General features: G+C 69.8%; 27 protein-coding genes and 2 pseudogenes. 17 read left to right on the top strand and 12 right to left on the bottom strand.

Translation table 11 applies throughout. From position 1 onward, the window contains the following. Positions 1-90 precede the first annotated feature (90 nt). From ACFV9H_RS14695 to ACFV9H_RS14685, 3 genes are all read left to right on the top strand, one after another. Positions 91-1332, top strand: coding sequence for an erythromycin esterase family protein (locus ACFV9H_RS14695; protein ID WP_385397641.1), 1242 nt, complete (start codon positions 91-93; stop codon positions 1330-1332). 1188 nt (positions 1333-2520) lie between these two features. Continuing rightward, positions 2521-2853 carry a DUF6233 domain-containing protein gene (locus ACFV9H_RS14690; protein WP_385397639.1) on the top strand — a complete coding sequence of 111 codons (333 nt, stop codon included), beginning with the start codon at positions 2521-2523 and terminating at the stop codon, positions 2851-2853. Between the two features lie 23 nt (positions 2854-2876). Continuing rightward, complete coding sequence (locus tag ACFV9H_RS14685) at positions 2877-3104, top strand: hypothetical protein (RefSeq protein ID WP_385397637.1); 228 nt, start codon at positions 2877-2879, stop codon at positions 3102-3104. Between the two features lie 92 nt (positions 3105-3196). Here the strand turns inward: ACFV9H_RS14685 and ACFV9H_RS14680 are convergent, their stop codons facing one another. Further along, positions 3197-3364 carry a hypothetical protein gene (locus ACFV9H_RS14680; RefSeq protein ID WP_385397635.1) on the bottom strand — a complete coding sequence of 56 codons (168 nt, stop codon included), beginning with the start codon at positions 3362-3364 and terminating at the stop codon, positions 3197-3199. Positions 3365-3750: 386 nt separating this feature from the next. Here ACFV9H_RS14680 and ACFV9H_RS14675 point away from each other — a divergent pair, with 386 nt between their 5' ends. From ACFV9H_RS14675 to ACFV9H_RS14650, 6 genes and pseudogenes are all read left to right on the top strand, one after another. Further along, positions 3751-5202, top strand: a complete 1452-nt coding sequence (locus ACFV9H_RS14675; RefSeq protein WP_385397633.1) for an ELWxxDGT repeat protein — start codon at positions 3751-3753, stop codon at positions 5200-5202. 180 nt (positions 5203-5382) lie between these two features. Beyond that, positions 5383-6595: pseudogene (locus ACFV9H_RS14670) on the top strand (transposase); the annotation flags it as partial. 237 nt (positions 6596-6832) lie between these two features. After that, the gene (locus tag ACFV9H_RS14665; RefSeq protein WP_385397631.1) at positions 6833-9529 is read left to right on the top strand and encodes an OmpL47-type beta-barrel domain-containing protein; all 2697 of its coding nucleotides are present in this window, start codon (positions 6833-6835) and stop codon (positions 9527-9529) included. A gap of 395 nt (positions 9530-9924) precedes the next feature. Beyond that, entirely contained in the window at positions 9925-10299 is a 375-nt protein-coding gene (locus tag ACFV9H_RS14660) for a transposase (protein WP_385397629.1), read from the top strand. Positions 10300-10557: 258 nt separating this feature from the next. Then, positions 10558-10845, top strand: a complete 288-nt coding sequence (locus ACFV9H_RS14655) for a hypothetical protein (RefSeq protein ID WP_385397627.1) — start codon at positions 10558-10560, stop codon at positions 10843-10845. 128 nt (positions 10846-10973) lie between these two features. Beyond that, positions 10974-11414, top strand: a complete 441-nt coding sequence (locus ACFV9H_RS14650; RefSeq protein WP_385397625.1) for a hypothetical protein — start codon at positions 10974-10976, stop codon at positions 11412-11414. A 378-nt stretch (positions 11415-11792) separates the two neighbouring features. Here the strand turns inward: ACFV9H_RS14650 and ACFV9H_RS14645 are convergent, their stop codons facing one another. Beyond that, positions 11793-12074, bottom strand: coding sequence for a hypothetical protein (locus ACFV9H_RS14645; RefSeq protein WP_385397623.1), 282 nt, complete (start codon positions 12072-12074; stop codon positions 11793-11795). 305 nt (positions 12075-12379) lie between these two features. Here ACFV9H_RS14645 and ACFV9H_RS14640 point away from each other — a divergent pair, with 305 nt between their 5' ends. Beyond that, the gene (locus ACFV9H_RS14640) at positions 12380-12802 is read left to right on the top strand and encodes a hypothetical protein (RefSeq protein WP_385397669.1); all 423 of its coding nucleotides are present in this window, start codon (positions 12380-12382) and stop codon (positions 12800-12802) included. Positions 12803-12919: 117 nt separating this feature from the next. Here the strand turns inward: ACFV9H_RS14640 and ACFV9H_RS14635 are convergent, their stop codons facing one another. After that, complete coding sequence (locus ACFV9H_RS14635) at positions 12920-13240, bottom strand: hypothetical protein (protein ID WP_385397621.1); 321 nt, start codon at positions 13238-13240, stop codon at positions 12920-12922. Positions 13241-13470: 230 nt separating this feature from the next. Here ACFV9H_RS14635 and ACFV9H_RS14630 point away from each other — a divergent pair, with 230 nt between their 5' ends. The 4 genes and pseudogenes from ACFV9H_RS14630 (at position 13471) to ACFV9H_RS14615 (ending at position 15287) form a co-directional block, all read left to right on the top strand. Further along, positions 13471-14541 carry an ArsR/SmtB family transcription factor gene (locus ACFV9H_RS14630; protein WP_385397619.1) on the top strand — a complete coding sequence of 357 codons (1071 nt, stop codon included), beginning with the start codon at positions 13471-13473 and terminating at the stop codon, positions 14539-14541. Beyond that, positions 14502-14882 carry a helicase associated domain-containing protein gene (locus tag ACFV9H_RS14625; protein ID WP_385397665.1) on the top strand — a complete coding sequence of 127 codons (381 nt, stop codon included), beginning with the start codon at positions 14502-14504 and terminating at the stop codon, positions 14880-14882. The genes ACFV9H_RS14630 and ACFV9H_RS14625 overlap by 40 nt, the downstream gene beginning before the upstream one ends. Continuing rightward, positions 14876-14941 (top strand): annotated as a pseudogene (locus ACFV9H_RS14620) (hypothetical protein); the annotation flags it as partial. The gene ACFV9H_RS14625 and the pseudogene ACFV9H_RS14620, both read left to right, overlap by 7 nt. Positions 14942-14966: 25 nt before the next feature. After that, the gene (locus ACFV9H_RS14615) at positions 14967-15287 is read left to right on the top strand and encodes a helicase associated domain-containing protein (RefSeq protein WP_385397617.1); all 321 of its coding nucleotides are present in this window, start codon (positions 14967-14969) and stop codon (positions 15285-15287) included. Positions 15288-15373: 86 nt separating this feature from the next. Here the strand turns inward: ACFV9H_RS14615 and ACFV9H_RS14610 are convergent, their stop codons facing one another. Both ACFV9H_RS14610 and ACFV9H_RS14605 read right to left on the bottom strand, forming a co-directional pair. Next, positions 15374-15559: a hypothetical protein gene (locus ACFV9H_RS14610; RefSeq protein WP_385397615.1), complete on the bottom strand. Its 186-nt coding sequence runs from the start codon at positions 15557-15559 to the stop codon at positions 15374-15376. Beyond that, complete coding sequence (locus ACFV9H_RS14605) at positions 15531-16130, bottom strand: helix-turn-helix domain-containing protein (protein WP_385397613.1); 600 nt, start codon at positions 16128-16130, stop codon at positions 15531-15533. The genes ACFV9H_RS14610 and ACFV9H_RS14605 overlap by 29 nt, the downstream gene beginning before the upstream one ends. A gap of 237 nt (positions 16131-16367) precedes the next feature. On the opposite strand from ACFV9H_RS14605, the gene ACFV9H_RS14600 reads away from it, so the two are divergent. Further along, complete coding sequence (locus ACFV9H_RS14600) at positions 16368-17822, top strand: ISL3 family transposase (RefSeq protein WP_385397663.1); 1455 nt, start codon at positions 16368-16370, stop codon at positions 17820-17822. Between the two features lie 141 nt (positions 17823-17963). Here ACFV9H_RS14600 and ACFV9H_RS14595 read toward each other — a convergent pair whose 3' ends face one another. Genes ACFV9H_RS14595 through ACFV9H_RS14580 form a run of 4 tightly spaced genes read right to left on the bottom strand, consistent with a single transcriptional unit; the run spans position 17964 to position 22963 of the window. Beyond that, positions 17964-18395, bottom strand: coding sequence for a phage tail protein (locus tag ACFV9H_RS14595; protein ID WP_385397611.1), 432 nt, complete (start codon positions 18393-18395; stop codon positions 17964-17966). A gap of 3 nt (positions 18396-18398) precedes the next feature. Continuing rightward, complete coding sequence (locus ACFV9H_RS14590) at positions 18399-19049, bottom strand: tetratricopeptide repeat protein (protein WP_385397609.1); 651 nt, start codon at positions 19047-19049, stop codon at positions 18399-18401. A gap of 51 nt (positions 19050-19100) precedes the next feature. After that, a complete protein-coding gene (locus tag ACFV9H_RS14585) occupies positions 19101-22463 on the bottom strand; it encodes a tetratricopeptide repeat protein (RefSeq protein ID WP_385397607.1) in 3363 nt (1120 codons plus the stop codon). Further along, positions 22463-22963, bottom strand: coding sequence for a hypothetical protein (locus ACFV9H_RS14580; protein ID WP_385397605.1), 501 nt, complete (start codon positions 22961-22963; stop codon positions 22463-22465). Before ACFV9H_RS14580 ends, ACFV9H_RS14585 begins: the two co-directional genes overlap by 1 nt. A 164-nt stretch (positions 22964-23127) precedes the next feature. Here ACFV9H_RS14580 and ACFV9H_RS14575 point away from each other — a divergent pair, with 164 nt between their 5' ends. Further along, the gene (locus tag ACFV9H_RS14575; protein WP_385397603.1) at positions 23128-23751 is read left to right on the top strand and encodes a hypothetical protein; all 624 of its coding nucleotides are present in this window, start codon (positions 23128-23130) and stop codon (positions 23749-23751) included. Between the two features lie 34 nt (positions 23752-23785). Here ACFV9H_RS14575 and ACFV9H_RS14570 read toward each other — a convergent pair whose 3' ends face one another. The 3 genes from ACFV9H_RS14570 to ACFV9H_RS14560 form a co-directional block, all read right to left on the bottom strand. Beyond that, positions 23786-24178: a hypothetical protein gene (locus ACFV9H_RS14570; RefSeq protein ID WP_385397601.1), complete on the bottom strand. Its 393-nt coding sequence runs from the start codon at positions 24176-24178 to the stop codon at positions 23786-23788. Between the two features lie 233 nt (positions 24179-24411). Beyond that, positions 24412-24960 (bottom strand): DM13 domain-containing protein, encoded by a 549-nt coding sequence (locus tag ACFV9H_RS14565; RefSeq protein ID WP_385397599.1) that lies wholly within the window; start codon positions 24958-24960, stop codon positions 24412-24414. A 498-nt stretch (positions 24961-25458) separates the two neighbouring features. Continuing rightward, positions 25459-25866, bottom strand: coding sequence for a RidA family protein (locus ACFV9H_RS14560; RefSeq protein WP_385397597.1), 408 nt, complete (start codon positions 25864-25866; stop codon positions 25459-25461). 145 nt (positions 25867-26011) lie between these two features. On the opposite strand from ACFV9H_RS14560, the gene ACFV9H_RS14555 reads away from it, so the two are divergent. Further along, complete coding sequence (locus ACFV9H_RS14555) at positions 26012-26392, top strand: winged helix-turn-helix transcriptional regulator (protein WP_385397595.1); 381 nt, start codon at positions 26012-26014, stop codon at positions 26390-26392. Positions 26393-26413 lie beyond the last annotated feature (21 nt).

Here is a 26413-nt window from a genome sequence, read left to right as displayed (position 1 = left end):
CCTTAGCGGGTGCGCGTCTACAGAAGAGCTTCCTGAGCGCATTCCGACATGGTTGGCTTCAACGGACGTGGCGGCAACAGAGAGGAACCCGTGTCCGATGAGATGACGGGCTGGTTGGCTCAGACCGCTTTACCGTTGAGCTGCCTCACCGCAGGCGTGTCCACTGCTGATCTCCAACCGCTGAAGAACGTCCTCGACGGCGTACGGATCGTAGGAATGGGGGAGGCCACCCACGGGACACGCGAGTTCTTCCAGCTCAAGCACCGCCTGCTGGAGTTCCTGGTAACAGAGCTCGGATTCTCGGCACTGGTCATGGAGGCCAGTGCATCGGCCGGCCCAGCTGTCGACGCCTATGTCCGCCAAGGCGTCGGTGATGCCGCGCAGGTGCTTGCCGGGCTGGGGTTCTGGACATGGCGGACCCACGAGGTGCTCGCCATGATCGAGTGGATGCGCGACTACAACCGAGGGCGGCGGGAAGACCAGAAGGTTCGTTTCATCGGCATAGACCCGCAGCAGTGCGGCAGCTCTCTGGCGTTGATCGATTCCTTCCTTCGCAGGACGGCGCCGGACCGCGTGACCGGACTTCTCTCCACGCTCCGCGTGCTCGCCACGGCGTATCCGGGATCGCAACCCGATCCTCAGCGGCGCCTGGTGCACGAGGCCGAGGAACTGCTGGAGTTCCTCCGCGGACGCGGCCCTGAGGCAGCCCACGCGCTCTGCCATGCCCAAGTACTGGTGCAGGCGGCCGACCTCGTGACGCGCGCCAGGCAGCACAGGGACCCGGAACAGACCGTCTATGCCGCACGGGACCGGTACATGGCCGACGCTGTAGGGACCATCCTCGAAGACCCGTCCGCCAAGATCGCCCTCTGGGCGCACAACGGGCACATCACCAAGAGCCGCCACGGCGGCGCGGTACCCGCGCTGGGACAGCACCTTCACTCACGCTACGGCGACGCCTACTACGCACTCGGCCTCCTGTTCGGCAGCGGATCCTTCCGCGCCCGCCGGACATGGCCCGGCCCATGGTCCCGTCCCCGACCCGGCGCCGTCGTCACCAACCGGATCGGCCCTGCCCGCGCCGGCGCCGTAGAGGTCCAGCTGGCCACCGCCAACCCCGGCAACCACCTCGTGGACTTGCGCAGCGCAGCCGACGCGCCGACGGCCGTACAGGCATGGCTCAACGGCCGGCACGCCATACGAAACTTCGGCGCCATGGTGCCGCGCTGGACCTACCGCTTCAATCTGAGTCCTTCCTCCTTGGCCGAGGAGTACGACGGGCTGGCTTACATCGCGGTCTCGTCCGGCTCCCGGCCTCTCCCAATCCCATAAACGACCCTCTTCCGGAGCAAGATCAAGACTGGTTGACGGAAGTGGTCCAGCTGGCCGTCGCCACACAGCCTTGTCATGAGCGGCTCAGGATCAGGTACTCAGGGAAACCTCATCGGCATGGGCCGGGACAGCCGGCGCGAGGACGGCGAAGGCGGCGGCAGCGGCCGTCAGGCCCCGCCGAAGGTTGTTGATCATGTCGCAGGTTCTACCGGCCGCCCGGCCCCCAGCCGAGACCCACCCCGGCCAACTCACCCCACAGGCGGAGCACGTTCACCGAAGAAACGCCACTTCCACACCCGGTACCGGCGTCGGCATCGTCCATCCGAAGGGCACGACGGACCGTCGGGAGCGCTCATAGGCCCGGGTGCGGCACCGTGACAGCCATGCGCCGCTGGTCCCCGCCTCTGCTCCTCGCCGCCCTGCTCGCGGCCTCCGGATGCGTCACCGTCCACCCCGCCCCTCCCCGACCCGCCGGAGCCACCGCCGGGGTACCGGCGGACCACAAGCAGCCCGCCGAACCGCGCCCCGCATGGCCGGGCACCGGGCCGGCACTGCCCCCTCTCCCGCCTGCCCGACCCCGCGTCCCCCGCCCCGGCGGACACCGTTCCCGAGGCGGACCGTGCAGCCGGCGCCGACCGACCCGCCTCCGCCGCCCGCGAGGCATCCGGGCAGGGCAGGCACGCCGAGCCGGCACCCCGTCGGACGGCCGCGGCACAGCCGCGCAAGGCCAGCCCGCCGAGGCGCGCCGTGCGCCCCACCGCCAAGCCCAAGGCAAAGCCAAAGGTCCGGCCGACCACCCACGCACCCGCACCGCGGCGCCCGGCGCGGCCTGCACCCGGGCCCGGGGCGGGAGCCGCGGACATGGCCGAGCTGTGCCGCGCGGCCCAGGGCGTGACCAGCCCCGCCATCACCGCCCTGTGCCACCAGACATACGGCAGGTGACCCGGCGGGGCACTCGCGCAGAAAATCGAACACATGATGGAATAGAAGGATCCCCGCACCGAGGAGCAGCGCCATGACCTCCCCCGCCCCGGCCCCCACATCCAGACCCCAGGTCGCCACCTGGTCCCCCTCGCAGACTGGCCCCTGTGCGTCCTGCCACGCTCCCTGTGCAAGGTACGGGGCCCCTGCCAACCCCTTGTGCGATGCATGTAGGGCCGCGCGGCGGGCGCAGTACAGGAACTGAACGTGTCCGTCCTGCCGCCCGACCTGCCTCGGCTGCGGACTCTGGTCACCTACCTCCGCGGTGAACTCGGCCGGGCCGAACAGGCCCTTGCCACGGCCGAGGAGCGCGAGGCCCTCGCCGCGTCCCGGCGGCCGCCGAAGGAGCCGCCCGCGTGGCTGGTCGAGCGCGGGATCGGCGTCGGCCGGCTCCCGGCCCGCCTCCACACCGGGGACTGCTGGGACACCGGCAAGCGCTGCGTCCCCGCGGCTGCCGAGCAGATCCGCCGGCTCCTGGCCGGGGGCGTGCCCGCCTGTATCCACTGCCGCCCCGACACCGCCTTGGGAGTGCTGGAGTGACCGGCTACCGGCACGGTGGAGAGATGAGCCCGCAGCTGCGCATCGTCGTGTATCCGCCCGACGCCGAGGGCGGGCGCCGCGTCCGCGTCGACGGCGAGATCCTCGGCCGCGCCCTCGGCCCCGGCGATCTACTGGAGTTCCTGCGGCGGGCCGGCCTCGACCCTGACGACGTCCGCCTCGACGATGCGCTGCTGATCGAGTGGCGCGGCGGCGGGCCGGCCGTGTGGAGCCCGGAAACCGGCGAGGCGTGAGCACTGCGGGCGTCCACCCGGGGAGGGTGGACGCCCGCACTGCTGCGCCGGTCGGTGGCGCCGCCGAGCGCGGCCCCGGCGGCGGCCGGGGGTCAGACGGTGGGCGAGCCGGTGTAGTCGTGGCGCCCATAGCCACGGCCGTCACCGTGCCAGTCCAGGAACAGAACCGAGTCGGCCAACGCTCCGGACCCGGCACGGTGGCTGATCGTCGGCGTCCGATAGCTGCCGTCATAGTCCCCGCTGGACGTACTGTCCTCCATCCGCCGTTCAAGCTCAGCTTGCCGTTTAACGTCCGGCTTCGAACAGGCGGACCTGCAGGTGGCGTGATCGACGTCGTTTATCGCGCGGACCGAACCTGTTCGGCGTTTCCCCAGTTCACCGGACGGGTCACGGGCGCCTGATCCTGTGGCAGGGTGACGGCGGCACGGAGGCCGTCTGCCCCGGGCTCACGTCCCGACGGACCTCGTACTCGGGCGCAGCCCAGGACTGCGGCAGTGAGGGCGCTCGCACTGCACCACGCTCAGCGTGCTGCCCCCGCCACCCGGTCAGCCGCGTGGCTGATCCCTGTAGGCACGTACGGGTGACAGCGTCGCCTGAGCGGGCACGCCGTAGCGCCTGCGCTCGTACCGGTGCTTGATATGGGCACATGAAGATCCTGCGCTGGCTGCTCGTCGCGGTGATGACAGCCCTGCTCGCTCCGACGGCCACACTCGCGCGCGCCCTGGACGCCGGTGTGCCTGCCGCGCCTGATGCCGTGGTCCTGGCCAAGGACATCAACCCCGGCCCCGGAGACGCCGTGTTCGGGTCCGGGGTTGATGTCAACGGCACCCTGTACTTCAGCGCCTACGACCCGACCCATGGGCACGCCCTGTGGAAGAGCACCACGAGAGGCAAGAAGACCACGAGCCTGGTCAAGGACATCAACCCCGCCACTGAGCTGGGCGAAGGGGATCTGGGGAACCTGACGGCTGTCGGCGGCACGCTGTTCTTCACCATCGACGACGGCGTCCACGGGATCGAGCTGTGGAGGAGCGACGGCACCGCCGCGGGCACCGTCCTGGTCAAGGAGATCTACCCGGGCGCGGACAGCCCCTTCCCCCCAGCTGGGCTGACCAACATCAACGGCACGCTGTTCTTCACCGCCGAAGACGGGGTCCACGGGTACGAGCTGTGGAAGAGCGACGGCACGGCCGCCGGTACCGTGCTGGTCAAGGACATCAACCCGGGTCCCAGGCCGAACGGCTCGGCCCCACAGGGCCTGATCGATGTCGACGGCACCGTCTTCTTTTCGGCGTTCCTGCCGGAAACCGGGTACGAGCTGTGGAAGAGCGACGGCACCGCCGCGGGCACCGTACTGGTCAAGGACATCAACCCCGGTCCGGGCGACTTGGACGTCGCTCGCTTTCCGCAGAGCCAGACTGCTGTCAACGGCACTCTCTTCTTCGTCGCCACCGACGGCGCCAAGGGGCGTGAGCTGTGGAAGAGCGACGGCACCTCCGCAGGTACAGCCCTCGTCAAGGACATCAACCCCGGCGCCGAAGGCTCGCACCCGTTCTGGGTCACCCATGCGAACGGCACTCTCTTCTTCACTGCCGTCGACGGAGTCCACGGGAACGAGTTGTGGAAGAGCGACGGCACCGCCGCGGGCACCGTACTGGTCAAGGACAACAACCCCGGCCCCGGCTCGGGCGCGTTCAGACTGACCACCGTGAACCGCACGGTCTTCTTCAGCGGCACCAACGGCATCAGCGGGACAGAGCTGTTCAAGAGCGACGGAACGACCGCCGGCACCGTCCTGGTGAAGGACATCAATCCCGGCCCGGACGGCTCAGGCCCGCTGAATCTGACCAGTGTCAACGGCGTCGCCTTCTTCTGGGCATTCAGCCCCGCCACCGGGACCGAACCGTGGAGGAGCGACGGAACGGCTGCCGGCACCGTCCTGGTCAGGGACATCAAGCCCGGCCCGGAGGCCTCGATCCCGGACGCATTGGGCTCACCGCTGTTCGACGTCAACGGCACCCTGTTCTTCACCGCCGATGACGGCACCCACGGATTCGAACTGTGGAAGTCACGGCACCCCATCCGTAAGCGCACGTAGCCGTTGGTCCTGCGGCCCGGGAGGCCGGGGGCCTTCGATCGCTCGGGGCTGAGCTTGACGTCTATGGTCCGCCGTCGAGCGAGGGTCGAACTTGGTCTGGGTTTCCCCAGTTCATCGGACGTGCCAGGGGTCGGCGCCTGATCCTGTGGGCAGGGTCGCTGCGGCACGGAGGCCGGGATCGTGGAACTGGTCGGGCACGAGGGTCAACGAGGCGAGCTGACGGCGGTGACCGAGTTCCGTTCGGAGTTGTACTCGTGCCTGGTCTCCCGGAGCGACGCCCTGTTCGAGCTGTGCGACGCCTTGCTGTGTACCGACGCTCCGGTCCGCACCCTCGTGGATCTGGCCCTCGCCCCCAAGCACCGACGTGGCCATGGTGCCTTGTACTCCGGGCTGAACCGGGGCCGGATCGACGCGGCCCGGCTGAGGCGGGCCCTGGCCAGTGTGGCGTTGCCTCGGGCCGCCGATGGGCGCCTGGTGTTGGCGGTGGACGTCTCCCCGTGACTGCGGCCGGACGTCGACACGTCCTCGGACCGCTCGTTCTGTCACACCTTCGGCCGCGGCCTGGGGAAGCACCAGATGGTGCCCGGCTGGCCGTACTCGATCGTCGCCGCGCTGGAGACCGGCCGGACCTCGTGGACCGCGCTGCCGGACGCGATCCGGCTAGAGCCCGGCGCCGGCTTGGTCGCGGTCACCGCCGACCAAGCCAGAGACGTCGTCCAACGTCTCGTGGACGCCGGCCAGTGGCGCGACGGGGACCCGAAGGTCTTGGTCGTGCTGGACGCGGGTTACGACGGGCCCCGCATCGCCCACCTCCTGGCCGACCTGCCCGTGGAGGTCCTGGGCAGGCTCCGCTCGGACCGGGTGATACGCAAGCCCGTTCCGGTGCCGTGGATCTGCCCGCCGCAGGGTGGCCGCCCGCCCAAGCACGGTGGTGAGTTCGTCTTCGGTCGGCCCGAGACCTGGGGCGACGCTGCCGTGGTGACCGTGACCGCCAGCGAGCGGTACGGAACCGCGACCGCGCAGGCGTGGGACCGGCTCCACCCCCGGCTGACCCGCAGGGCTGCGTGGGGGGATCACGAGGGGCCCCTGCCGATCATCGAGGGCACCGTGATCCGGTTGACCGTGACGAAGGTTCGACGTGGAGCACACGTTCCGCCTGCTCAAGCAGACCCTCGGCTGGACCCGGCCCAAGCTCCGCGACTCCGCCGCAGCCGACCGCTGAACATGGCTCGTCCTGGCCGCGCACGCCCAACTCCGACTCGCCCGACCACTGGCGCGGGATCTACGTCGGCCGTGGGAGCGGCCGGGGGAACCGAACAGGCTGACACCGGCCCGTGTCCGCCGGGGGTTCAGGAACCTGCGCGCGAAGACGGGCACGCCAGCTCGTGCACCGCCGACCGGGGGAAAACGAGGGTGAACCGGCGGCACCCGCGACGTGGACAGAGGCCGGTGAGCAGCCTCTTCCGCTAGACACCGGGGCCATGATCTTTGGCAACTGCACCGGATCGGCAGCCTGCCGTCGATCCGCGCACCGGGCGGGCTGCTGTCCGTCGCGAGCGGGAGGGGGTAGCCCATGTCGTCGAGACCGGGTCTCCGAGTGAGACGACTGAACCCGCGTGTGCTGCGCGCAGTGCGTGGGTGGTCACGTACCGCGGTCGTCGCGCTCACCGTCACCCTGACCGTCGCCGCTTCTGCCGTCGGGGTGACCGCCGAGCCGCAGCCCAGCGTCCCGCCCACCACGAGCAATTCCTCGGCGCCCGCTGTCGGGGGGAACGGCAGCCGGGTCGAACCGGACGGCCGGGTGGACACGCGGAAGCTGCCCAGGCCCGGGCGCGGCGCCGGTCAGGAGCCGAAGCGTTTCCTGCCTGCCCCGCAGTTCCGGCGCGCGGAGCACAGGGCGCCCAGTACGCCGGTCACGACCTCGGGCGTGGTCCCGAAGGCGGCCCCGAGCCCCGTGTCCCCGAAGGCGGTGCCGGCCTCGGCAGTGCTGGAGCGGCTGAAGACCTTCACGACGCTCGGGAACGTGGACAGCCGTATCCCCTCCGACACGCAGATTGCGGTGGGTCCCTGGCACGTCATCCAGATGATCAACCGTAGCGGTCAGATCTACGACAAGGCCGGCAACGCCCAGGGCGGTCCCTTCGACCTGGGTGCCTTCTTCGGCTTCGCGGCGAACTCGGGCACCGACCCGCGGGTGCACTACGACGCCGGGGTCGGCCGTTTCTACGCCTGCTACGAGTCGAACGTGGCCGGCGGCGACGAGATCCAGCTCGCGGTCAGCGACGACGACGATCCGAACGGCAACTGGACCCGGTACAACGTCGGCAGCAACAACACGAACATTCAGCACGACCAGCCCAAGCTCGGCTACAGCAACAACAAGGTGACGCTGAGCTGGAACAACTACGACAAGGCCCATACCGGGGATCCGGACAACGGGTTCCGGGGCGTGGTGACCGTGGTCGTCAACAAGGCGCAGCTGGTGGCGCAGGGCGTGGTCGACTTGACGACCTTCGCTGCGGACACGGGCAAGTTCCAGGTCGTCCCCGCCGTCTCGCTGTCAGGCATCGACAACCAGCTCGCGATGTGGCACGGCGAGAACAGCACGGAAGTACGGGTGGTCACGATCACCGGTGTGCCCGGTGTTCCCTCGCAGCCGGTCGCACAGACCGAGAACACCCTCTCCATCGGGGCCGACGCGCCGCCACCGGATGGCGTGCAGCCGTCAGGTGGCGCGGCCATCGAGACCAACGACTCCCGGATGCTGTCGGTCGCCTGGCAGAACAACCGCCTCTGGGGCGTCTTCAACGTCTCGTGCACTCCTCCCGGAGACAGCACCGTCCGTGCCTGCCAGCGCTACCTCCAGGTGTCGACCGGCGGGACACAGACCCTGACGACCAATCACAACCTCGGTCTCGTGGGCGGGGACATCTACTACGGGTCGCTCGTGATGAACGACGAGGACGACCTGTTCTCGGGCTTCACCGCCTCCTCGTCCAGCATCTTTCCCACGGCTGTCGCCATCGGTGTGCCGGGCGGCAACTTCCCGGCGGTGCTGACCGGCGACTTCTACGCCGCGGGCACCCAGGTCTACACCGCCGGGGCGCGCTGGGGCGACTACTCGGGTACCGCCCGTGACCCTGGCAACCCCAAGGACGTGTGGACGAGCCAGCAGATCGGCGGTCTGGCCGGCGGCGACTGGGGCAGCGCCACGGACCGCGTCACGCTGTCCCCGCCCGTGGTCACCGGGGTCGAACCCAACCACGCGCCCGAGCTCACGTCGTGCGTGAGCAACGTGACGGTGCGCGGAAGGGAGTTCCCCACAAGCGAAACCACCGTCAAGTTCGGCTCCGTGACCGCCTCGAACGTGAACGTCATCGGGCCGGAGGAGCTGACGGTCGACGTGCCGCCGCTGTCGCGCCGCACGGTGGACGTCACCGTGACCACCCCCAACGGCACCAGCCCGGTCACCGACGCCGACAAGTTCACGTTCGACGCGGACACCGTCGACCCGACCGTCGAGGCGACCATCTCTCCCGCTGCGAACAGCGCCGGCTGGTACACCACCAGCCCGACGACGGTCAGTATCACCGCGAGCGACGGCGCGTGCGGTTCGGGCGTTTCGCATATCAACGTCAGTGTGAACGGCGATGCGACACACCGCCTGCCCAATGCGACTGCTTTGACCCTCACGCAGCAGGGCGAGAACGTCGTGGTTTTCAGCGCCACCGACAACGCCGGGAACACCTCGTCGGCGCACTCGGTCACAGTGCGGCTCGACTCGGTCGCCCCTTCGATCGGCATCACCAGCCCGACGGCGGGCCCGTATCTGCTCGACCAGCCGGTGAACGCCCTGTACTCGTGCTCCGACGCCACCTCCGGGGTGGCGACGTGCGCCGGGCCGGTGCCTTCGGGAAGCCCGGTCGACACCTCGACGGTCGGCCCGCACACCTTCACGGTCAACGCGACGGACCGGGCCACGAACCCGGCAAGCAAGAGCGTCACGTACACCGTCGCCTACCGGATCTGCCTGCTCTACGACCCGCTCAACCCGCCCCGCGGCGGCAACAGCACCATCCCGATCAGGCTGCGGCTCTGCGACGCAAACGGTGTCAACCTGTCCAGCCCGGACATCACGCTGACGCCGAGCGCGATCGCCGGTCCGACGGCGGTGCCGTTCACGACACCGTTCCGGTACGACGCGAGGCTGCGCGGCTACATCGTCAATGTCCCTACGCGCGGCCTGCCGGCCGGTAGTTACAACCTGCGGTTCACCATCAGCGGGGCGGACAGCACGACCCACGTGGCCCCGTTCACCGTGCGCTGACACCCTGACCGCCTGACAGGCGCGTACCGCACCCCACACCGGCCCGGACCCGACCTCGGGTCCGGGCCTCCCTACGCCCTCTGCCGGAACGCCCCACTCACGTCGGGCGATTGCCCGGCATCTGGGCCGGGGCCTCAACACCGTGCTCCGGTACGCGAATGCCCCACGCCGGCAGGACACCTTCCGCGATAACCGGCCCCGACCTAGCAGGCTGGACCCCTACAAGCCCTACTTGGAGCGGCGATTCGCCGAGGGATGCACCAGCGTCACCCGGCTGCACGGCGAAGCTGGTTGCCGAGCGCGCTCTTGTCACCTACGGCATGGTCCGTGCGTACATTGCCACTTTGCGCGGGGTCCCATCCGGGGCACCGCCCCGGCCGCCGACAGTGCGGCAGGTGACCGGCTGGATCACCCGTCACCCCGCGACCCTGATGGAGGAAGCCCGGGCCGGCCTGAAGGAGGTCCTGGCACGCTGCCCCGAACTGGACACGGCAGCCGGACATGTCCGCGACTTCGGCGAGATACTCACCGACCGCCTCGGCTCCCCGCTCCCCATCTGGATCGATGCAGTCGACGCCAGCCAGCTACCCGGTCTCACCGGCTTCGCGCTCCATCTGCTCCGAGATCTCGACGCCGTGACTGCCGGGCTCACTCTCGACTGGAGCTCCGGCAGCATCGAGGGCGCCGTCAACCGCATCAAGAAGATCAAGCGGCAGCTCTACGGCCGAGCCGGATTCGGGCTGCTCCGCAAGATGGTCCTGCTCCAGTGACACTCCGAGACGCCCCCAAGACCTGTACAGAACCGAGAAGTAGGAACATTTGCCGGCGGGTGTGTGAACCGGGGGTCCACCCAGGTGCCCAGCCGTGGCAGGATGGCCTGATGTTGATCCGAAAGGGCGATGCCGCGTAGGCGTCCCAAGGCCGTCCGCGCAGAGCGGTGGCGGCCACGATGGCAGTATCCGGTCCTGAGGGTCCGCGGTGTCTCCGCGCGGACTCGTGCAGCGATCCGCCGGGTCGAAGACCAGGAGATGTGGCCCAACGCGATCGCGAATGCGCTCTCTCGCTTCGAGTGGGCCTTCAAGCAACCTGGCCGCTACCTGAACGCCTCCGAGGCCTGCTCGCCTGGGATAGAGGTGGAAGACGCTCGTGACGATCTGGAGCGGGCGATGCTGCACCTTCCTCCCGGAGCCGAACGAGACTTGGGTCGACTGATCACGCGCATCGATGAGGAATTCGAGCGCCGCACCTTGCCGGAGCCCAACTACCTCGAGTGGGCAATGGACGGCTGGTGGTGGACCAGGATGCGTGAACGCTGACGGACCCGGCCTCGTGCCCCTTCCCTGTAATCGAACGACACGGTTACCCTCCGCGGCCGCTCCCCAAGATCTGTGCCAGAACCGACTTACGATCTCCCATCGTGGCCTGACAGAAAGGGTGATCATGAATGATCGCGGACCATTTCCTCGGGCAGCTGCTCGACAGGGTTCCCGAGACGAGGGCCGGCCTAAAAAGGATGTACGAGGACGCAGACGGGAACGGGGGCGCGCCGATCGAGGCGCTGCCGGCCTCGGACACCGACCTGGACCTCTACGGGATCCTGCTCGACGGGCTGGTCAGGCCCGTCCTCCAGCCCGCCCTGGCAGCGCCGGAGCGGGACGAGGACCTGCTGAGGCGGTGTTTCGGCTTCGTCGAAGAGGTCTACGAAGTGGACACCGAGTACACCCGTGGCGCGGTGTACTTCCAGGTCCTGGAGAGCCTCCTCGACGCCCGTGAGTACCTGGACAACGCGGTCCCGTTCCTCCGGGGAAACCTCAGGGAGCCCGTCTCCAAGATGCTCAGGAACTATGAGGTCGAGGGCTACGAGGACGGCCTGCCGCCCCTCTGACCAGGAGCGGTAGCGGTAGCGGTACGGAAGGAAAACGCCGAAGTGACGCCCGGTTCCCACCGGGCGCCACTTCGGCGTTCCGCGTCGTGCGAGCCGGTCGGTCGAGGTCGAACCGCTCGAGGTGTTTCAGCCGGTGGTCAACACGCCCGCTCGAAGGCAAGCCTCGCGGGCAACGGACTCTGTCGCTGATCTAAACCCAGCCCTGAAAGCCCCGTCGTCAACCACTGCAAATCACACGTCGCCCATCAGGTCGGCGAAGGCGATGTCCGCGGGATCGGTCCATGCCCAGACGGGGTGGTAGAGCGGGATGACCTGCTGAACCTCCTCCAGAGTGAGTGCTACTCGGCGCGGGGTTCACTTGTGCTTCGGCGCCAACCTTCAGCTCAGGATCGTCACAAAGGCTTCAGTCACCCAGCCCTCTCGCCAACAAAGCTGCAGGTCAAAGGGGTCGACGCCCAACTGCAGCCAATACACCAAACCACTGAAGAAGAGCCGCCGAGTAGCAGCCAGGGCGGTCTTCAAGAGGCGGTCGAACTCGCTGGGGTGGCGGGGTGGCTCACCGGGCAGGCGCAGTGTCTCGAAGAGCTCGTAGCGGACCGCGCGGGCGGTCGGCCGGGCGCGGAAAGTGACCCGGCGGACTTCCTCATCAGCCGCATCCACACCTGACCCGCAACCGACCGCCCCGGCCGCGATACCCCAAAGCGGCCCGGGGCAGCATCCCGACGCGAAGATCTATTACCACCTGATCCCGTGAACGGGGCCCGGGCAGTCGACGGCCCGAACCCGAGATCGGGTCCGGGCCGCTGTGGGCCGATGGGTGTCAGCGCACCCTGAACGGTGCCACGTGGGTGGTGGTGTCCGCCCCGCTAATGGTGAACCGCAGGTTGTAGTCACCGGCCGTCAGGCCCCGTGTGGGGACGTTGACGATGTAGCCGCGCAGCCTCGGGTCGTACCGGAACAGCGTCGTGAACGGTACCGTGCTCGGGCCGACGATCGCGCTCAATATCAACGTGATGTTCGGGCTGGAGAGGTTGGCGCCGTTCACATCGCAGATCCGGAGCCTGATCGGGATCGTGCTGTTCCCGCCGCGGGGCAGCTCGCCGGCCTCGGAGTGGACCGGGCGCGGTACCGAGCAACAGCCACCGGCGCACCTGCACCGGTTCGCGGCTCCCCGTGATCCGGCGCTGATCGCGAAGTGGATCAGCTACACGGTCATCAACACCGAGCGGCAGGACTGGCGTCGCGGGGCCGAGGCCGCCTTCCGGTACCGGCTACTTCGCCCTCGACGGCACCGACTACAAGGAGCAGTGCAGCATGATCCGCCCCTACATCATCTGGCGGAACAAGCACGCCTACGCGAAGTCGTCGACAGGGCGAACGTTGTCTGATGCGGCGCTAGCGCCGCGGCCGCCCCCGTCGCCCGCCGTACTCGCGAGCCGCACCACCACGGCCTTGCCAGTCAGCCTGACACCCGTCGGCGGTCGGCTTACCCAGGAGAGCCGCCGTCAGCAGTACACGACATCGTCGTAGCTGGCGAAGGAGTTGTCTGCGCCGAACCGCCTGGTCTCTCCGAACTGAAGCGTGGTGCAGGAGGAGTCGTGCCCCCAGTCCCACAGGACGCGCACCCTGATCGGCCCCGAACAGCGGTTGTTGACCTCGACCCAGGAGACGCCCCCGTTGGGGTAATAGCCGCTGGCCGTGAGGACCGTGCAAGGGGTGCTCGCCGCGGCAGGGGCCGCGGTCAGCGCGACTCCGCCCATACCGAGCGTGAGTGCGGCCACGGCCGAGGTCACCCAACGGGTCGTCTTGCTGCGCGATGTTTTCAACGAAATTCTCCTCTGTCTGCGAAGTCGGTTGGTCCGATGCCCGAACCGTAGGACGACAAGTCGTAGTGCGCACCACCCTTCAATCCTGGCTAAAACCCCTGTTCAACGAGTTGTCAGGCACCACACCCGCGACCGCGGCACATCGCCGGCAGGGCATTGACGAGGCCGTGGAGGTATCGCAGACTGCCCGCTGATCGGTACGCCCCTCCGGGGGCACGAAGGGGCGGCACATGCTCAGGATCCACTTCACCGCAGACGACCTCGCTCGCACGAGGGTGGTCGAAACGATCGGCGTCGCCGCTGAGACCTACCTCAGCCTCGGATTCCTCCGCCGAAGCCACACCATGAAGCCCTTCCACATCTGGCAGACATCGATACAGCGAGGCTTAGACCCGCGGGTGCGACCGCTCAACGCGATCTTCCCCCGCCGTGGACCGGCCATGGATCTGCACGCCCTCACTGGAGGTACAGCCTCCATAGAAGAGGCAGCCGACAGGCTGCGCACCGTGACCAAATCCCAAATGCGCTCGGAGCTGCACAACGTGGCGCTCGAACCAGCGTCGAAGGCATGGGCCACAAGCTTGTGCGACACCGATCCCCACGCTGTACGAGCGCTGTCCGAGTCGCTGACCGCCAGCTACGACATGACCGTCCAACCCCACTGGGCGAAAATGCGGACGCACCTGGGTACGGTGCGCAGCACCTACGCGCACGCCGTCCTGGACGGCGGAATCGAGCAACTACTGTCCACCATGTACGTTCCAAGCGTCCGATGGAACGCGCCCGTCCTGAAGGTCGACTCCCCCCAGGACGCAGACCTCCATCTCAAAGGTCGCGGCCTGACCCTGGCACCGGTGATCTTCGCGTGGCGACAATGCCAACTTCTGTTGAATCCACTGGATGACACCGCAAGCCCCATCCTGACCATACCGACAGTGCACGACCACTCCACCGCGGCTGGACTCTGGGGCGCCGAAGGGACCTCGCAGCCGTCACTCGCAGCCTTGGTTGGGCGGACCAGGGCAGCCGCGCTGGAAATCACCGCAACCGGCTGCAGCACCACCGACCTGGCGCGTCGGCTGAACGTCTCCGCGGGAGCAGCAAGCCAGCACGCCACCATACTTCGCAACGCCCACCTCATCACCACCGTCCGTCGCGGGGGTGCGGTGCTGCACCAAGCCACGCCGTTGGGCCTCGAGCTCCTCAACCGGACCACAGCGCAGCCCGCCACACCGAGGGGACGTACCCGCTCGGACGGTGGATCTCCGACCAGCGCCGGACCTACCGCGCCAGGCAGATGAGCGGCGAGCGGGCGGCCGAGCTGGAGGAGCTCGGGATCGTGTGGGACACCGCGGACGCCGCCTTCGAAGAGAACCTCGCCGCCGCCCGCGCCTACTACGAGCTCCACGGCACCGTGGAGGCCCCGCGGGGCGCAGCCATCCTCGACGTGGCCGTCGGGCAGTGGCTCACGAACGTCCGCAGGCCCGGCGGACTCGGCAAGGACCCGGGCCGCGCCCGCCGGCGAGCCGCCGAGCTCACCCAGGTCGATCCCGACTGGAACCCGCGCGAGCAGGGTGGACGGTGGACTGGCAGCGCCACTATGCCTACCTCGCACAGCTCCTCGCCGAGGGCGCGCGCCTGAAGGACGTGGTGCCCGGGGTGACCCGGCACGGCGACGACATCGGACGCTGGCTCACCGCACAGCGCCGGGACTGGAACCGGCTGGATGACGAACAGCGGCGCCGTCTCGGCGAGCTGGGCATCAAGGCGCCCGTACAAGCCCGGAAAGCCGCCGCGAAGGCAGGTACGGTGCCCACCGTCCGGACGCGGCGCGGAAGCCTTCCAGAAAGGCGTCCAGGCCCTCGCGCAGTACACCGAGCGGGAAGGCGGCGGCGTGCCGGGGCGGGCCCACGTCGAGCAGTTCCCGGACGGCACCGAGCACCGGACCGGGGTGTGGATCGCCAACCAGCGGGCCCGCCGCGACCGGCTCGACGCCGACCAGCTCCGGGCACTCACCGAACTCGGAGTGCAGTGGGCCACCGTGTGATTGCCCCGCAATCACCCCAAGCCCGTCCACCACTACCGGCAGCAGTGGACGGGCTTTCCGGGGCATCTCGGGCACGCGCAGCCTCGTCAGGCCGCCACGGCGCTGCCCTTGGACGTGGCGAGGGCGTGCGCAGTCAACTCATCCGGCACCTTGTTCCGCCGCAGCCAGTGCTCGAAAAGCATCCTGCTTTGAGCATCCGGGATCGTCCCATCGCTGCGGGGGGACAGCTTGATGCGCACGGGCTCATCGCCCGACATCAGCACGTCGATCATCCTGCTCGTCTGGTCGTGGCCGCCGCCCGTCCTGCCGCCACCGGGTGACCTCCTCGAACGCCTCCCCCCAGCGCTCCACCACACGGCCGGCAAGGCCGCAGGCGCTGAGGAAGGCGACGCACTGCTGCCGGCTGACGGGCAGGGCCTGACGGTTCACGATCCGGGCGGCACTGCTGACCGGCAGCAGATGCGTACCGCCCGCACGCCGAGCGAGCAGTCGCAGCGAGGGCGCACCGGCCTTCTCGTAGAAGTACTGCAGCGCCACGCTCAGCTCAGCTCGGCTCGGCTCGGCTCGGCTCGGCTCGGCTCGGCTCGGCTCGGCTCGGCTGGTGATCAACTCCGGAGCGGCCGGACGGCTCAGCTGGGCCAGGAGTCCCCGGTCCGCTGCCCTGGCCGCACGCCACAGCGCGCCGATCCTGGTCAGATTGCCGTCGCAAGCGGCGGCCATCGCCTGGGCCGTCTCCAGACGGGGGACGACCTTGCCTGAGGAGGCGCGCTTGAGCGTGGCCGCCGACAAGCCGGTCTTCACCGCCAGTTCGTCGTAGGTCAGACCGGCCCACTGACGCAGCACTCGCAGCCTCCTGTGATGACGCTCTTTGAAATCGGCTGTGGCCCACATTTCGTGACGATCACTTTCGCTCAACGTGGGTGCCAAGGGCTGCTCGCCCGTCAGCGTTGTTTGGGTGGGGGTCGAGTGCAGGTTCCGGGAGTTGATCTGGCCGGAGGTCGAAGACCTCGTGGTTGACAGAGTGGAAGCCGATGGCGAAGCAGTCCGGATCGAGGCCCGCAGCGACCGCCGCGACGTTGCCTGTCCAAGCTGCGGGTCAACCGGTACGAGGGTTCACAGCAGTACCGACGCCGGCTCGCGGACCGTCCGCTGGGCGGCCGACGCGTCGTGCTGCGACTGCTCGTCCGCCGGTTCTTCTGTGACAACGCGAGCTGCCTCCGACGGACACACGTCGAGCAGATCGACTCACTGACCAGGCGTAATGCCCGCCGGACTCAAGCTGTGGCCCGCATGCTTCAGGCGATCGGGCTCGCTGTGGGCGGCCGGGCTGGCGCTCGGCTCGCGCCGCGGCTTGGAATGCGGACCACACGGGCGTCGATCCTGCGTCAGGTTCGTTTGCCGCCGGATCCACCCGTGGGAACGATTCGGGTCCTGGGTGTGGACGAGTTCGCGTTCCGCAAGGGCCGCACCTACGGGACCGTGCTCATCGACGTCGAGACCGGGCGCCCTGTCGATCTGCTGCCGGACAGAGCCTCGGACACCCTCGCCGCCTGGCTGCGGAAGCACCCTGGCGTCGAGATCGTCTGCCGGGACCGCTACAGCCCGTTCAGCGAGGCCACCAAACGAGCCGCCCCCGACGCGATCCAGGTCGCGGACCGGTGGCATCTGCTCCACAGCCTGGCCCGCGCAGTCGAACGCACCGCCCACGCGCATCGGCCCTGCCTGCGCAAAGATGCTGATGCCGCATCCCCTGACGCGCTTCTCGCGCGCATCGAGCCCATGCCGCCAGCGATTGACCCGCCGGACAGCCAGATTCTCGCCCGGGTCCGGCAGCGCTACAAAGACGTCCACGACCGGCTCCTTCGTGGTGACAACCTCAGCGCCATCAGCCGCGATCTCCGCCTCGACCGCAAGACCGTCCGCCGCTACGCGAACATCGAGCTCGACGACCTGCTGGCCTCCGCCCGCGACCGCCGGCCCGAAATCCTGACCCGGTTCAAGCCCTACATCCAGCAGCGATACCGAACTGGAGGCACCAACGCGGCCCAGCTCTTCCGAGAAGTGCGTGAACAGGGATACCCAGGCAGCAAGATCTCCGTCCGCAGGTACGTCGCGACCCTGCGAGCCGGCACCGCCATCGACGAACCCGTGCTCGTCCCGAGCCCCCGCCAGATCACCAGCTGGATCATGCGCCGCCCTGAGAGCTTGACCAGCAGCGAGAGCACCCAGCTGGACCACGTCTTGGAGGCCTGCCCCGATCTGAGCACTGCCCGCGAGCTCGCGCACGCCTTCAACGCCATAGCCCGCGAGCGGCGAGGCTCCGAACTCGTTCAATGGATGACTCGGGCCCTGAGCGACGGGCCAAAGCAGATCCAGTCCTTCGCCACATTCCTCCAACACGACTGGGATGCGGTCGTTAACGGGCGGCCCGGTGGCCGTCCAGCTTCTGCTCGTAGGCCACCCCTGCGCGCAGCACACCAGGGCCCGGCACCGACTCCGCGGCCTGCGCCAGCATCGGCTCAACCGGCGGTCTGAGCACCATCCCCGGGGCCTCCCTCACGGCTCGCCCCCTTCCAGGGTCGCCCGGCCGCGGCCGCGTGTACGCGAGAGTCCGGGCCCGGATCGGGCCAACGCGTTACAGGCAGGGCCGGGCACCCAGGCCCGGCCCACCCGCTGCTACTCGACGGCGATGCCCTCGTAGACGAGCGTGACCTTCTCCACCGCCGGCTCCGTGGCGGTGAGGCCGGGACCAGGGCCGGGGTTGTCCCAGCGGGTGGCCCTGGCACTGGTGAGCGTGACCCTGTGCGCCGACCGCCCCTGTTCGTCGTACTGGGTGACAGTCACGTCCGGGTGTTCCTCGTCAGGCTTCTGCTCGGCCAAGGTCTTCCGCACCCAGTCGGTGAAGACCTGGCTCCTGTCCTGCCCCCGGACGACGGTGACGTCCGCAAGGCGTTGCCAGCCGACTTGCTGATGATCGTCTGACCGTTCTTGGCGACCTGCTTGCTCTCGACGGTGGCCACCCGCTACGACAAGCGAGGCTACGTCTACCTGGGCACCGCAACCGCCGCAGCCCTCACTATCTGGCTCCGAACATGATCGGCCGGACAAGTCCTAGCCGGCCGCCGCGGCCTCGCGGGCCCGGGTGTGGTGGGACTGGGCCGTGTGTTCGAGGGTGGTGTGGCCGCTGTAGTGGAAGATCTGGGCGGCGTAGTCGCCCGCGCTCGCCGCTTCGGCGTACTTCCCAAGTGCCAGCAGCGTCGAGCTCAGGTCGAGTACGGCGAGGCCCTCGCGGTGGCGGTCGCCGAGCTCGCGCCAGAAGTAGCAGCAGCCGCGCTGGAGGTGGAGAGCCTGCTCCGGACGGCCCTTGGCCAGGTGGCGCCGGGCCCGGACGGCCAGGCGGCGGGCGTACGCGGCGCGCAGCCGGTCGGCCACGGTGTGGACACGGCGCCGAACGGGGCGGGTCAGCCGAAGGTTGTACCGGGTCACCCGGACCCGCTCCGTGTTCCCGACGGCCCGGTAGAGCTCGACCGCCTCCGCAAGGACCCGAGCCGCCTCCTCGTAGGCGCCCGTCTCGCGCAGGGTGGTGCCGAGGTTGTTGAGCGCGCCGGCCAGTTGCTCGGGCGGTCCCTCCGCCCGGCTGAGCTCGATCTCCGCATGGTGCCTACGCAGTGCCTCCTCGTACTCCCCCAGGTGACGCAGGGCGAGCCCGAGGGTGCTCAGCGCGATGCGCTGGCCCTCCCTGTAGCCCTCCCCCCGGCACAACCGCAGCGCCTCGCGGGAGCTGCCGACGGCCGCCTCGTACAGGTGGTCCTGCTACTGGACGACGCCGAGTTCGGCCAGGGTGTGGCCCTCGCCGGTGCGCTCGCCGAGCTCGTGGCAGATGTCCACCGCTTGGCGGAGCGCCTCCTGGGCGCGGATCAGTTGCCCGGCGGAGCGCAGGATGCGGCCCAGGGCGAAGAGGCTGTCGGCCCGGCGGCGCTGCGCGCCCAGCCGGGCGAAGGTCTCCGCGACCGCGTGCAGGAACGTGGCGGCCTCCGAGGTCTGCCCGAGGTCGGCCCGGACCATCGCCGCCTTGAAGAGCATCTCGGCGGACTCGGCCTCGTCGCCGCTCTCCTCGTACAGATCGGCCGCGGCCTCGTATACGGCCGCCGCTTCGGCGTTCTCCCCCTGTGCCCACATGGTCCGGGCGCCGCGGGCGAACACTTGGGCGCGCCGGTGCCGGTCGTGGAGCTCGTCGCACAGCTCCACGTTGAGCTCGTCGGTATCCAGGGCCTCCTCGTAGCGTCCCTGGTCGTGGAGGGCGTCGGACAGGACGATCAGTGCCTCCGACTCGCGGTGGCGGTCGTCGATGGCCCGGTAGCACTCCACCGCCTGCCTGGCGGCCGCTTCCCCCTCCCGGGAGTGGTCCGCGTCGAGCAGGGCGCGGGCCAGGTTGGCGAGGGCGATGCCCTCGTTCTCGGGGTCGCCCAGCGCCCGGTGCTGGTCGGCCGCGCCCCGCAGGATGCGGATGGCTTCGGTGAGCCGGCCGGCGTCGCGCAGGGCGCTGCCGAGATTGCCCCGGGCCGAGGCGAGAGCGCCCGGATGGCCCAGGGCGCGGACGGCGTCGACGGCTTCACGGCAGGCGGCGACCGCCTCCTCGCTGCGGCCCAGCCGACGGTGGAGGCTGCCCATGCCGCTGAGCAGCGCGGCCTCGGCGGCCCGGTCGCCGTGGGCCCGGGCGTACGCCAGGGCCCGCCGATGGGTCTCCAGGGCCTGCAGTTCTTCCGTGCGGCGGAAGCCGTCGGCGCGGAGTGCGGCCAGGGTGGGCAGCAGTGCGGCGGGGCGGTCCGGAGGCCGGCGCTGGGGTGCCAGTGCCCGGCGTGCCCGGCGTGCCCAGCGCGTCCGGGCGCCGGCCGGCCGTACCCGGCTCGCGGCCTCGATCTCGTCCCGCAGCGCCTCCGTCCGCTCCAACTCGGCCCGATACGCAAGGGGGTTGACGGTGGTGAGCCGACGGCGGACCGCGACGGCCTCCTCGATCAGCGCGCGGGCCTCGTCGAGCACACCGATCTGCAGCAGCCACAGCGCCGTGTTGTGCAGGGAGTTGGCGAGCCACGGCAGGTGGATGTCCGGATCCTCCTCGGCGAGCCCGCGCCGGATCTCCAGGGCCTCGGCGGCGGGCAGCACGGCGTCGGGAAACGAGCCCAGGTCGCTCAGCCGCAGGCCGAGATTGTCCAGCGACTTGGCCAGGTGCGGCGGTACGTCCCCGAGGTTGACGGTGTCCATGTTGATGCTGGCCGTGCGGAGGCGGCCGACCTGGCGCACCTGGAAGCCGGGCGCGGCGGCGAGCCGACGGCGGATGTCCACCCCTTCGCGGGTGGCGGCCAGGGCCTCCTGGGCGCGCCCGGCCAGGGCGAGGAAGTTGCCCAGATTGTCCACGGCGGGGGCGAGGACGCGCAGCTCCCGGTGTTTGCCCAGGGCCCGGCTCAGCGGGCGCAGGATGGCCACCGCCTCCTCCGTGGCAGCGATGGCCTCCTCGAGCCGGTCCGCCTCGAACAGGGCGTTCCCCAGGCCGATGAGTGCCCCGGCCAGTTCCCCGCGGTCCTCCGGCTCGTTGCCGACGAGATCCCTCAGGAGGTCCACCGCGTCCTGGAGGGCCCGGGCGCCCTCCTGGGGCTGCCCCGACCTGAGGCAGGCGATGCCGAGCTCCTGGTTCCAGTGGGCGAGGGTCATCGGGTCGGTGGTGGTGGCCCGGGCGTGCTCGGCGAGGCGGCGGGTGACGGCGGCTGCGGGGAGGTCGAGGGTGAGGTGCTTGTCGCCCGGCAGGAGGTCGTGCAGGGTCTCCAGGGTGCCCAGGAGGTGGGGCCAGCGCTCGGCGGCGGCGTTGAGGTACGTCAGGAGGCGGGGGGCGTGTGGCGGGTGCGGGGCGCGGTGATCCGGGGCGAAGAGCAGCTGGGGGATGTCGGTGGACCAGGGGTCCGGCTGGTAGTCGGGGTGGTCGTGGCCGGTGATCGTCAGGGCGAGGAAGTCCTCCGCGAGACGGTCGGGCAGGAGCGGTTCGAGGAGGTCGGCACGGTCGGGGTCGGTGGCCGGATAGCAGCGTCCGTGGTCGGCGAGCGCCCGGTCCGCGGGTACGTCGGGCAGGACTCGGCGTACGAGATCGGCGGCGCCCGCGGGCTGCTGGGGGCCGGTCAGCACGGCGGTGAACACGAGGCGGGACATGGTCCGGTCGGGGGTGGTGAAGTCCAGGCCGGCGGCCTCGTTCTCGTAGAGCTGCCGCCAGTTCTCGTGCTCGCGGTCCAGCAGGTGGATCGTGAGGCCGAGGACGTCGGTGGGGGCCGCCCGGGCGCCGGCCGACCGGCCGTCCACAGTGGCGAGGGCGGCCATCTGCACGGCCAGCGCCTGCCCGAAGTCGGGATGACGCAGGGACGGGGGCGGTGCGAGGGCCCGTACGGCGGCCGGGTCGATCGCCGGGTAGTGCGCGGCGAAGTCGTCCCGGGCGGCGGTGAACAGGGCCGCCCGGGTGCCGTCGTCGGGCGGGAGGTCGGCGAGCGCGTGGGTGGAGGTCTCGACTCCGGTACGCCCCCTGGCGAGCTTGCCGCGTACGGCGGGCCAGGTCTGCGTGGAGCGGGCGAGGAGCAGCACCCGGACCGGGACCCGCTGGCGCAGCAGCCGGTTCTGGAAGAGCCAGCTCAGGTAACTGACCGGCCAGCGGTCGGCGTAGTCGACCAGCAGCAGTACGCCGGTGGCGTCCCGGATCCGCAGGTCCTGCGTGTCCTCGGCGGGCGGATGGGCGTCGGTGCCCTGGACGGCGTCGACCACCAGCCAGCCGGCGGCTTCGCCGAGGCCGGCGAAGTGCCGGGCAAGCCGGGTCTTGCCCTGCCCGCCGGGGCCGTGCAGCCAGCGGACGGCGAACCTCGGCGGCCCGTCGCGCCAGGCGGTCAGGGCGGCGAGGTCCTGCTCCCGGCCGGTGAAGGAGACGACCTCCGCGCGGGCGTCGAGCATCCGGCTGGGCTGTGCGGTGAGCCAGTCGGAGGGGTGGGTGGGGGCGGCTCGGTGACGGAAGAGCAGGTAGACCGGCGTGCCGTTGCCGAAGACGTGGATGTCCGCGCCGATGGCCCCGTACGCCGTGCCGGCCTCGACCCGGACGGTCTGCTGCATGGACTGCCGGACGACGTCCGGCTCGTCGTCCGGAGCCATCAGGGCGCCGTCGGGGGGAGCTGCCCGTCGGGGGTCGGGTGGTAGTGGAGGTCACCGCCCTGGACGGCGAAGAGGGTGGCGTTGTCGCGGGCGGTATTCGATTGGAGCCACACCTGCCGCTCGGCCGGCAGTGCCGACCGCAGGCGCTCGACCAGCTCCCGCAACTCGGGCTCGGAGTCGGGGTGTTCCGCGAGCAGACGGGTCAGCCGGCGGCGCCAGAGGGGGACGAGCTCCCGGCGCACCAGGTCCGCTTCGGCAGGCTCGGCGCCCGCGACGAGCGCGGCGTCCTCGTCGAGCCGGTCCCCGACCGCGTCGGCCCGGCCCGCGGCTCCGGTGTCACCGGCGTCCGCAAGGTGCTCGGCACCCGCACCGTCCGGTTCGCCCCGGCGGAACAGCCGGACCACCCCGTCGCGGGCTCCTTGCCACAGGTCGGTGGCCATCGCCCCGATCACCGCCACGGCGCCCGCCTGCGCGAGTGCCGCCAATGCCTCGGCCGGCATCCGTGCCCCCTGAGATCCGGTCGGGTGCCCCGAGGTACCCGGTTTGCGAACTCACCTTGCTGGACACCTACGTTAGAGCTCCGGGCGCGTGGTGTCAGCGGTCTTGTGCCGTAGGCCGTGTGTCGAAAGAACATGGACTTCGGAACTCGACTGTGGGGGCGATCATGAGCTGGTCCTTCATCCTTCAGATCACCGATTGCGCTAGCGGCCGGCCCGTCGACGGCGCGACCGTCCACGTCAAGGGCTACTACGAATATGAAGACCAGGTCCCGGCCGAGAGCTGGACCGCCATTGCGGACGGCCAGGGGCGGTTGGCCATCGAGGCCATGGACAGCGTGATCGTGGTCGACGCGCTCGTCGGCAAGGCGGGATACGTCGCCGGGCTGCTCCGCGTGGAGCCGGACGCGGAGGGCGACGTCGTCCGAAAATGTCTTCAACCTGCGGCCGCATCGAGCGGCACCAGGCGGCCCGAGGCGCTGCGCGTGACCGGCTGGGGCGAGGCCCATGTCGACATCGAGTGGTGGAACCCCGAGCCGTACCGGGAAATCCTGGTCGGCTGGTCGGATGCGACAGTGTCGACGTTGCGGCCGCTGTTGCGCAGTACACAGCGCCCCGGCGAGTGGTCGGCCACGAGCCCGTTGTGGATCAACGCGAGGATCTCCCCTACCGGCCCTGCTGACGACGCCCGTCCACCGGCTCCGGCCGCACGCCGCTGCCTGGGGCCGGAGTGCGGCCGCCATCCATCAGCCGCGTGCCGCGGAGCGGCCGCGAACCACTTGAACCGGTAGGTCCGGCTCCCGCCCACCAGGCGGGGGCGCCCCGTCACGTACGGCGATCGCTCGCGCCGTGTCGGTGCCGCGATCTCCACCGGGCGAGGAGTTCACCGGGTGTGCGGGCTGGTGGTGTCCGTTCCGGCGGCCTTCGCTCCTGCCCGGTGAGAGCGATGTGGGGCATCAGGTAGCGGTCGCCGTCCGTCTCCAGCACGCACAAGGGGACATCTCCCGAGTCGTCGAGGTGGCCGATGCGAATGACCATCCGCCTCGGCGGAAGGGTGGGGATCTCACCGTCCAGGACCGTGGCCAGGTGCCGCGGAGTGCGAGCGGCGGCGACGGTCTTGCCGTCGACCCAGACTTCCGCACGCCGACGCCGCGGGTCATGGACCACAGTGATCGAGTGACCGTCCTGATCCAGGTGGTAACGGTGGTGGCCTGCCATGCCAGCCTCCCCGATGTTCCTGCCACCAGCGTAGAGCGCCGAGCCGGCCCGCCCTTGCCGTGGAGCATGGCCCGGGAACTCGATGGGGGCGGCTCACCCCTCTTCGTCTCTGCTGATCGCACCGGTGCAGAGCGTGAGGCGGACCTGGTTTCCCTGATGCGCGGCATTGCACCCGGCACGATCACCGCGACAGCCTGCGACGCTGTCCCTTCACGAGGTTCCGTGGGAGCGGATCACGTCCGGCTGAGTTCTGCGGCGCCGAAGGACACATCGAAGCGGTCGCACCAGATCGTCACGCTCGTGTAGTCCTCAAGCCGGACGTCACCTGGAATCGGGTAGTTCTGGTCGCCCTTGTTTGCCTTGAGCTTGCCGAGACTGACGTACTTCCCGTCGTCGAACACCCGCCAGCCTGCGACGCCTTCCTTCACCGGAGCATCGGTGAGCCAGACCCGCAGGTCGGGGCCATTGCTGGTGACCAGGTTCTCCAGCCGGAGCGTCCGGGATCCGTCGGGGAGCTCGAGGACCTTCACCGAGCCTGTCGTGGTGTGCTCGTGGCTGATCAGCCCGCCGCCGGCAACCGTACGCAGACCGGCCGACCCGGCCGGGCGCGCGCCGGAGACCGCGCCGGCCGAAGGGGCGGGCGCCAGTGGGAGTGCGTCGTTGACCTCGTCATCCGTCCACAGCTTCCAGGGCTGGAACCAGTAGACCCCGACACCCGCCAAGACCGCCACGACCAGCACCGCACCGAGCACCACAGTCCGCCGTCTGCCGTTCCTCGCCACCACAACACCCTCCCGCCGGGACCTCTTTGATCCACCTCGATTCAACCCTGCACGCCGTCCCGTATTCCACAGCCTCCCGATGCCGAAGGACCCGGCTACCGCCAGCACGTGCCTTCACCCCACTTCCGGCAGGGACGTGGACGAGGGCGGGTGTGCTTCCTCCCAGACAGACACGGCGGCTTCGGCGGCGCGCATCATGCTGGGCGCCCCTTGTGGGGTGTGAACTCTTGGCCCTGAGCCACGAGGCGGCCTCCAGTCTCGCCCGTTGCCCCGGGCCTTTACGCCTCGACGGCACGCATCCTTTACAGTTCAACCGGTGCCCCGTCCATACGGCCTGCGCGCGAACGCCGAGCCGTCCCGGGTGCCCCGCACACCACGGCCGCCGACACACCGCCCCCGGTGCGCGCCGGCCCCCGCCCCCACTTCAACGGCGCCCGGACCGCCGGCCCGTCGATGGAAGTCGGAGGACAGGACAGACCCAGGGTGGGGAGTACCTGTTCAGTCGAGGACGGCGGTGGCTTCGACCTCGACGAGGTGGGCGGGTACGTCCAGTGCCGCGACGCCGAGCAGCGTGGCGGGGGGTGTCGCGGTGAGGCCGAGCTTCTCGGCCGCCCGACCGAGCCCCTCCATCAGCAGCGGCATCTTGTCGGGGGTCCAGTCGACGACGTGGACGGTCAGTTTCGCCACGTCGTCGAAGGAGGCGCCGACCCCGGTCAGGGCGGTGGCGATGTTGTGGTAGCACTGCTCGACCTGAGCGGCGAGGTCACCCTCGCCGACGGTGACACCGTCGCCATCCCAGGCGACCTGTCCGGCGACGAAGACAAGCTTCGACCCGGTCGCGATCGACACCTGCCGGTAGGCGTCGATCATCGGCAATCCGTTGGGGTTCACCAGGGTGATGGCCATGCTGCCCGCCTCCATTGCGCCTCGAGCGCCCGTGGGCTCGCTTCCATCAAGCCAGGGCACGTTCGCTCTCTTGTGGTTACTCAGGAACCGTAGGAGAGTGGCCGCTGGCATGGAAGAACGCACTTTTCGGTGACTGGGGAACCTCATGGTGACCAAGCAGTTCACGGGCTCGCCCGACGAAGCAGACCTGAGGCGCGCGGACTCCCTGGCGCGGGAGATCTTCTCGGACGTCGCCAACAAATGGGCACTCCTGATCATCGAGGCCCTCGGGGAGCACACCCTGCGCTTCGGCGAGCTGCGGGACGAGGTCGAGGGCATCAGCCACAAGATGCTCACCCAGAACCTGCGCATGCTGGAGCGCTACGGCCTGGTCGAGCGGACGGTGCACCCCGTCGTACCGCCCCGGGTCGAGTACACCCTCACCGAGCCGGGCCAAGCCCTGCGGGTGACGATCGACGGACTATGCGACTGGACCCACCGGTACCTCGGTCACATCGAGGCCTCCCGCCACCGCTTCGACACCTGACAGGTGAAGAACCCGCACGCG

The organism is Streptomyces sp. NPDC059874 (genome assembly GCF_042731135.1).
GTDB lineage: Bacteria > Actinomycetota > Actinomycetes > Streptomycetales > Streptomycetaceae > Streptomyces.
This window is presented reverse-complemented; position numbering and strand designations above follow the sequence as displayed.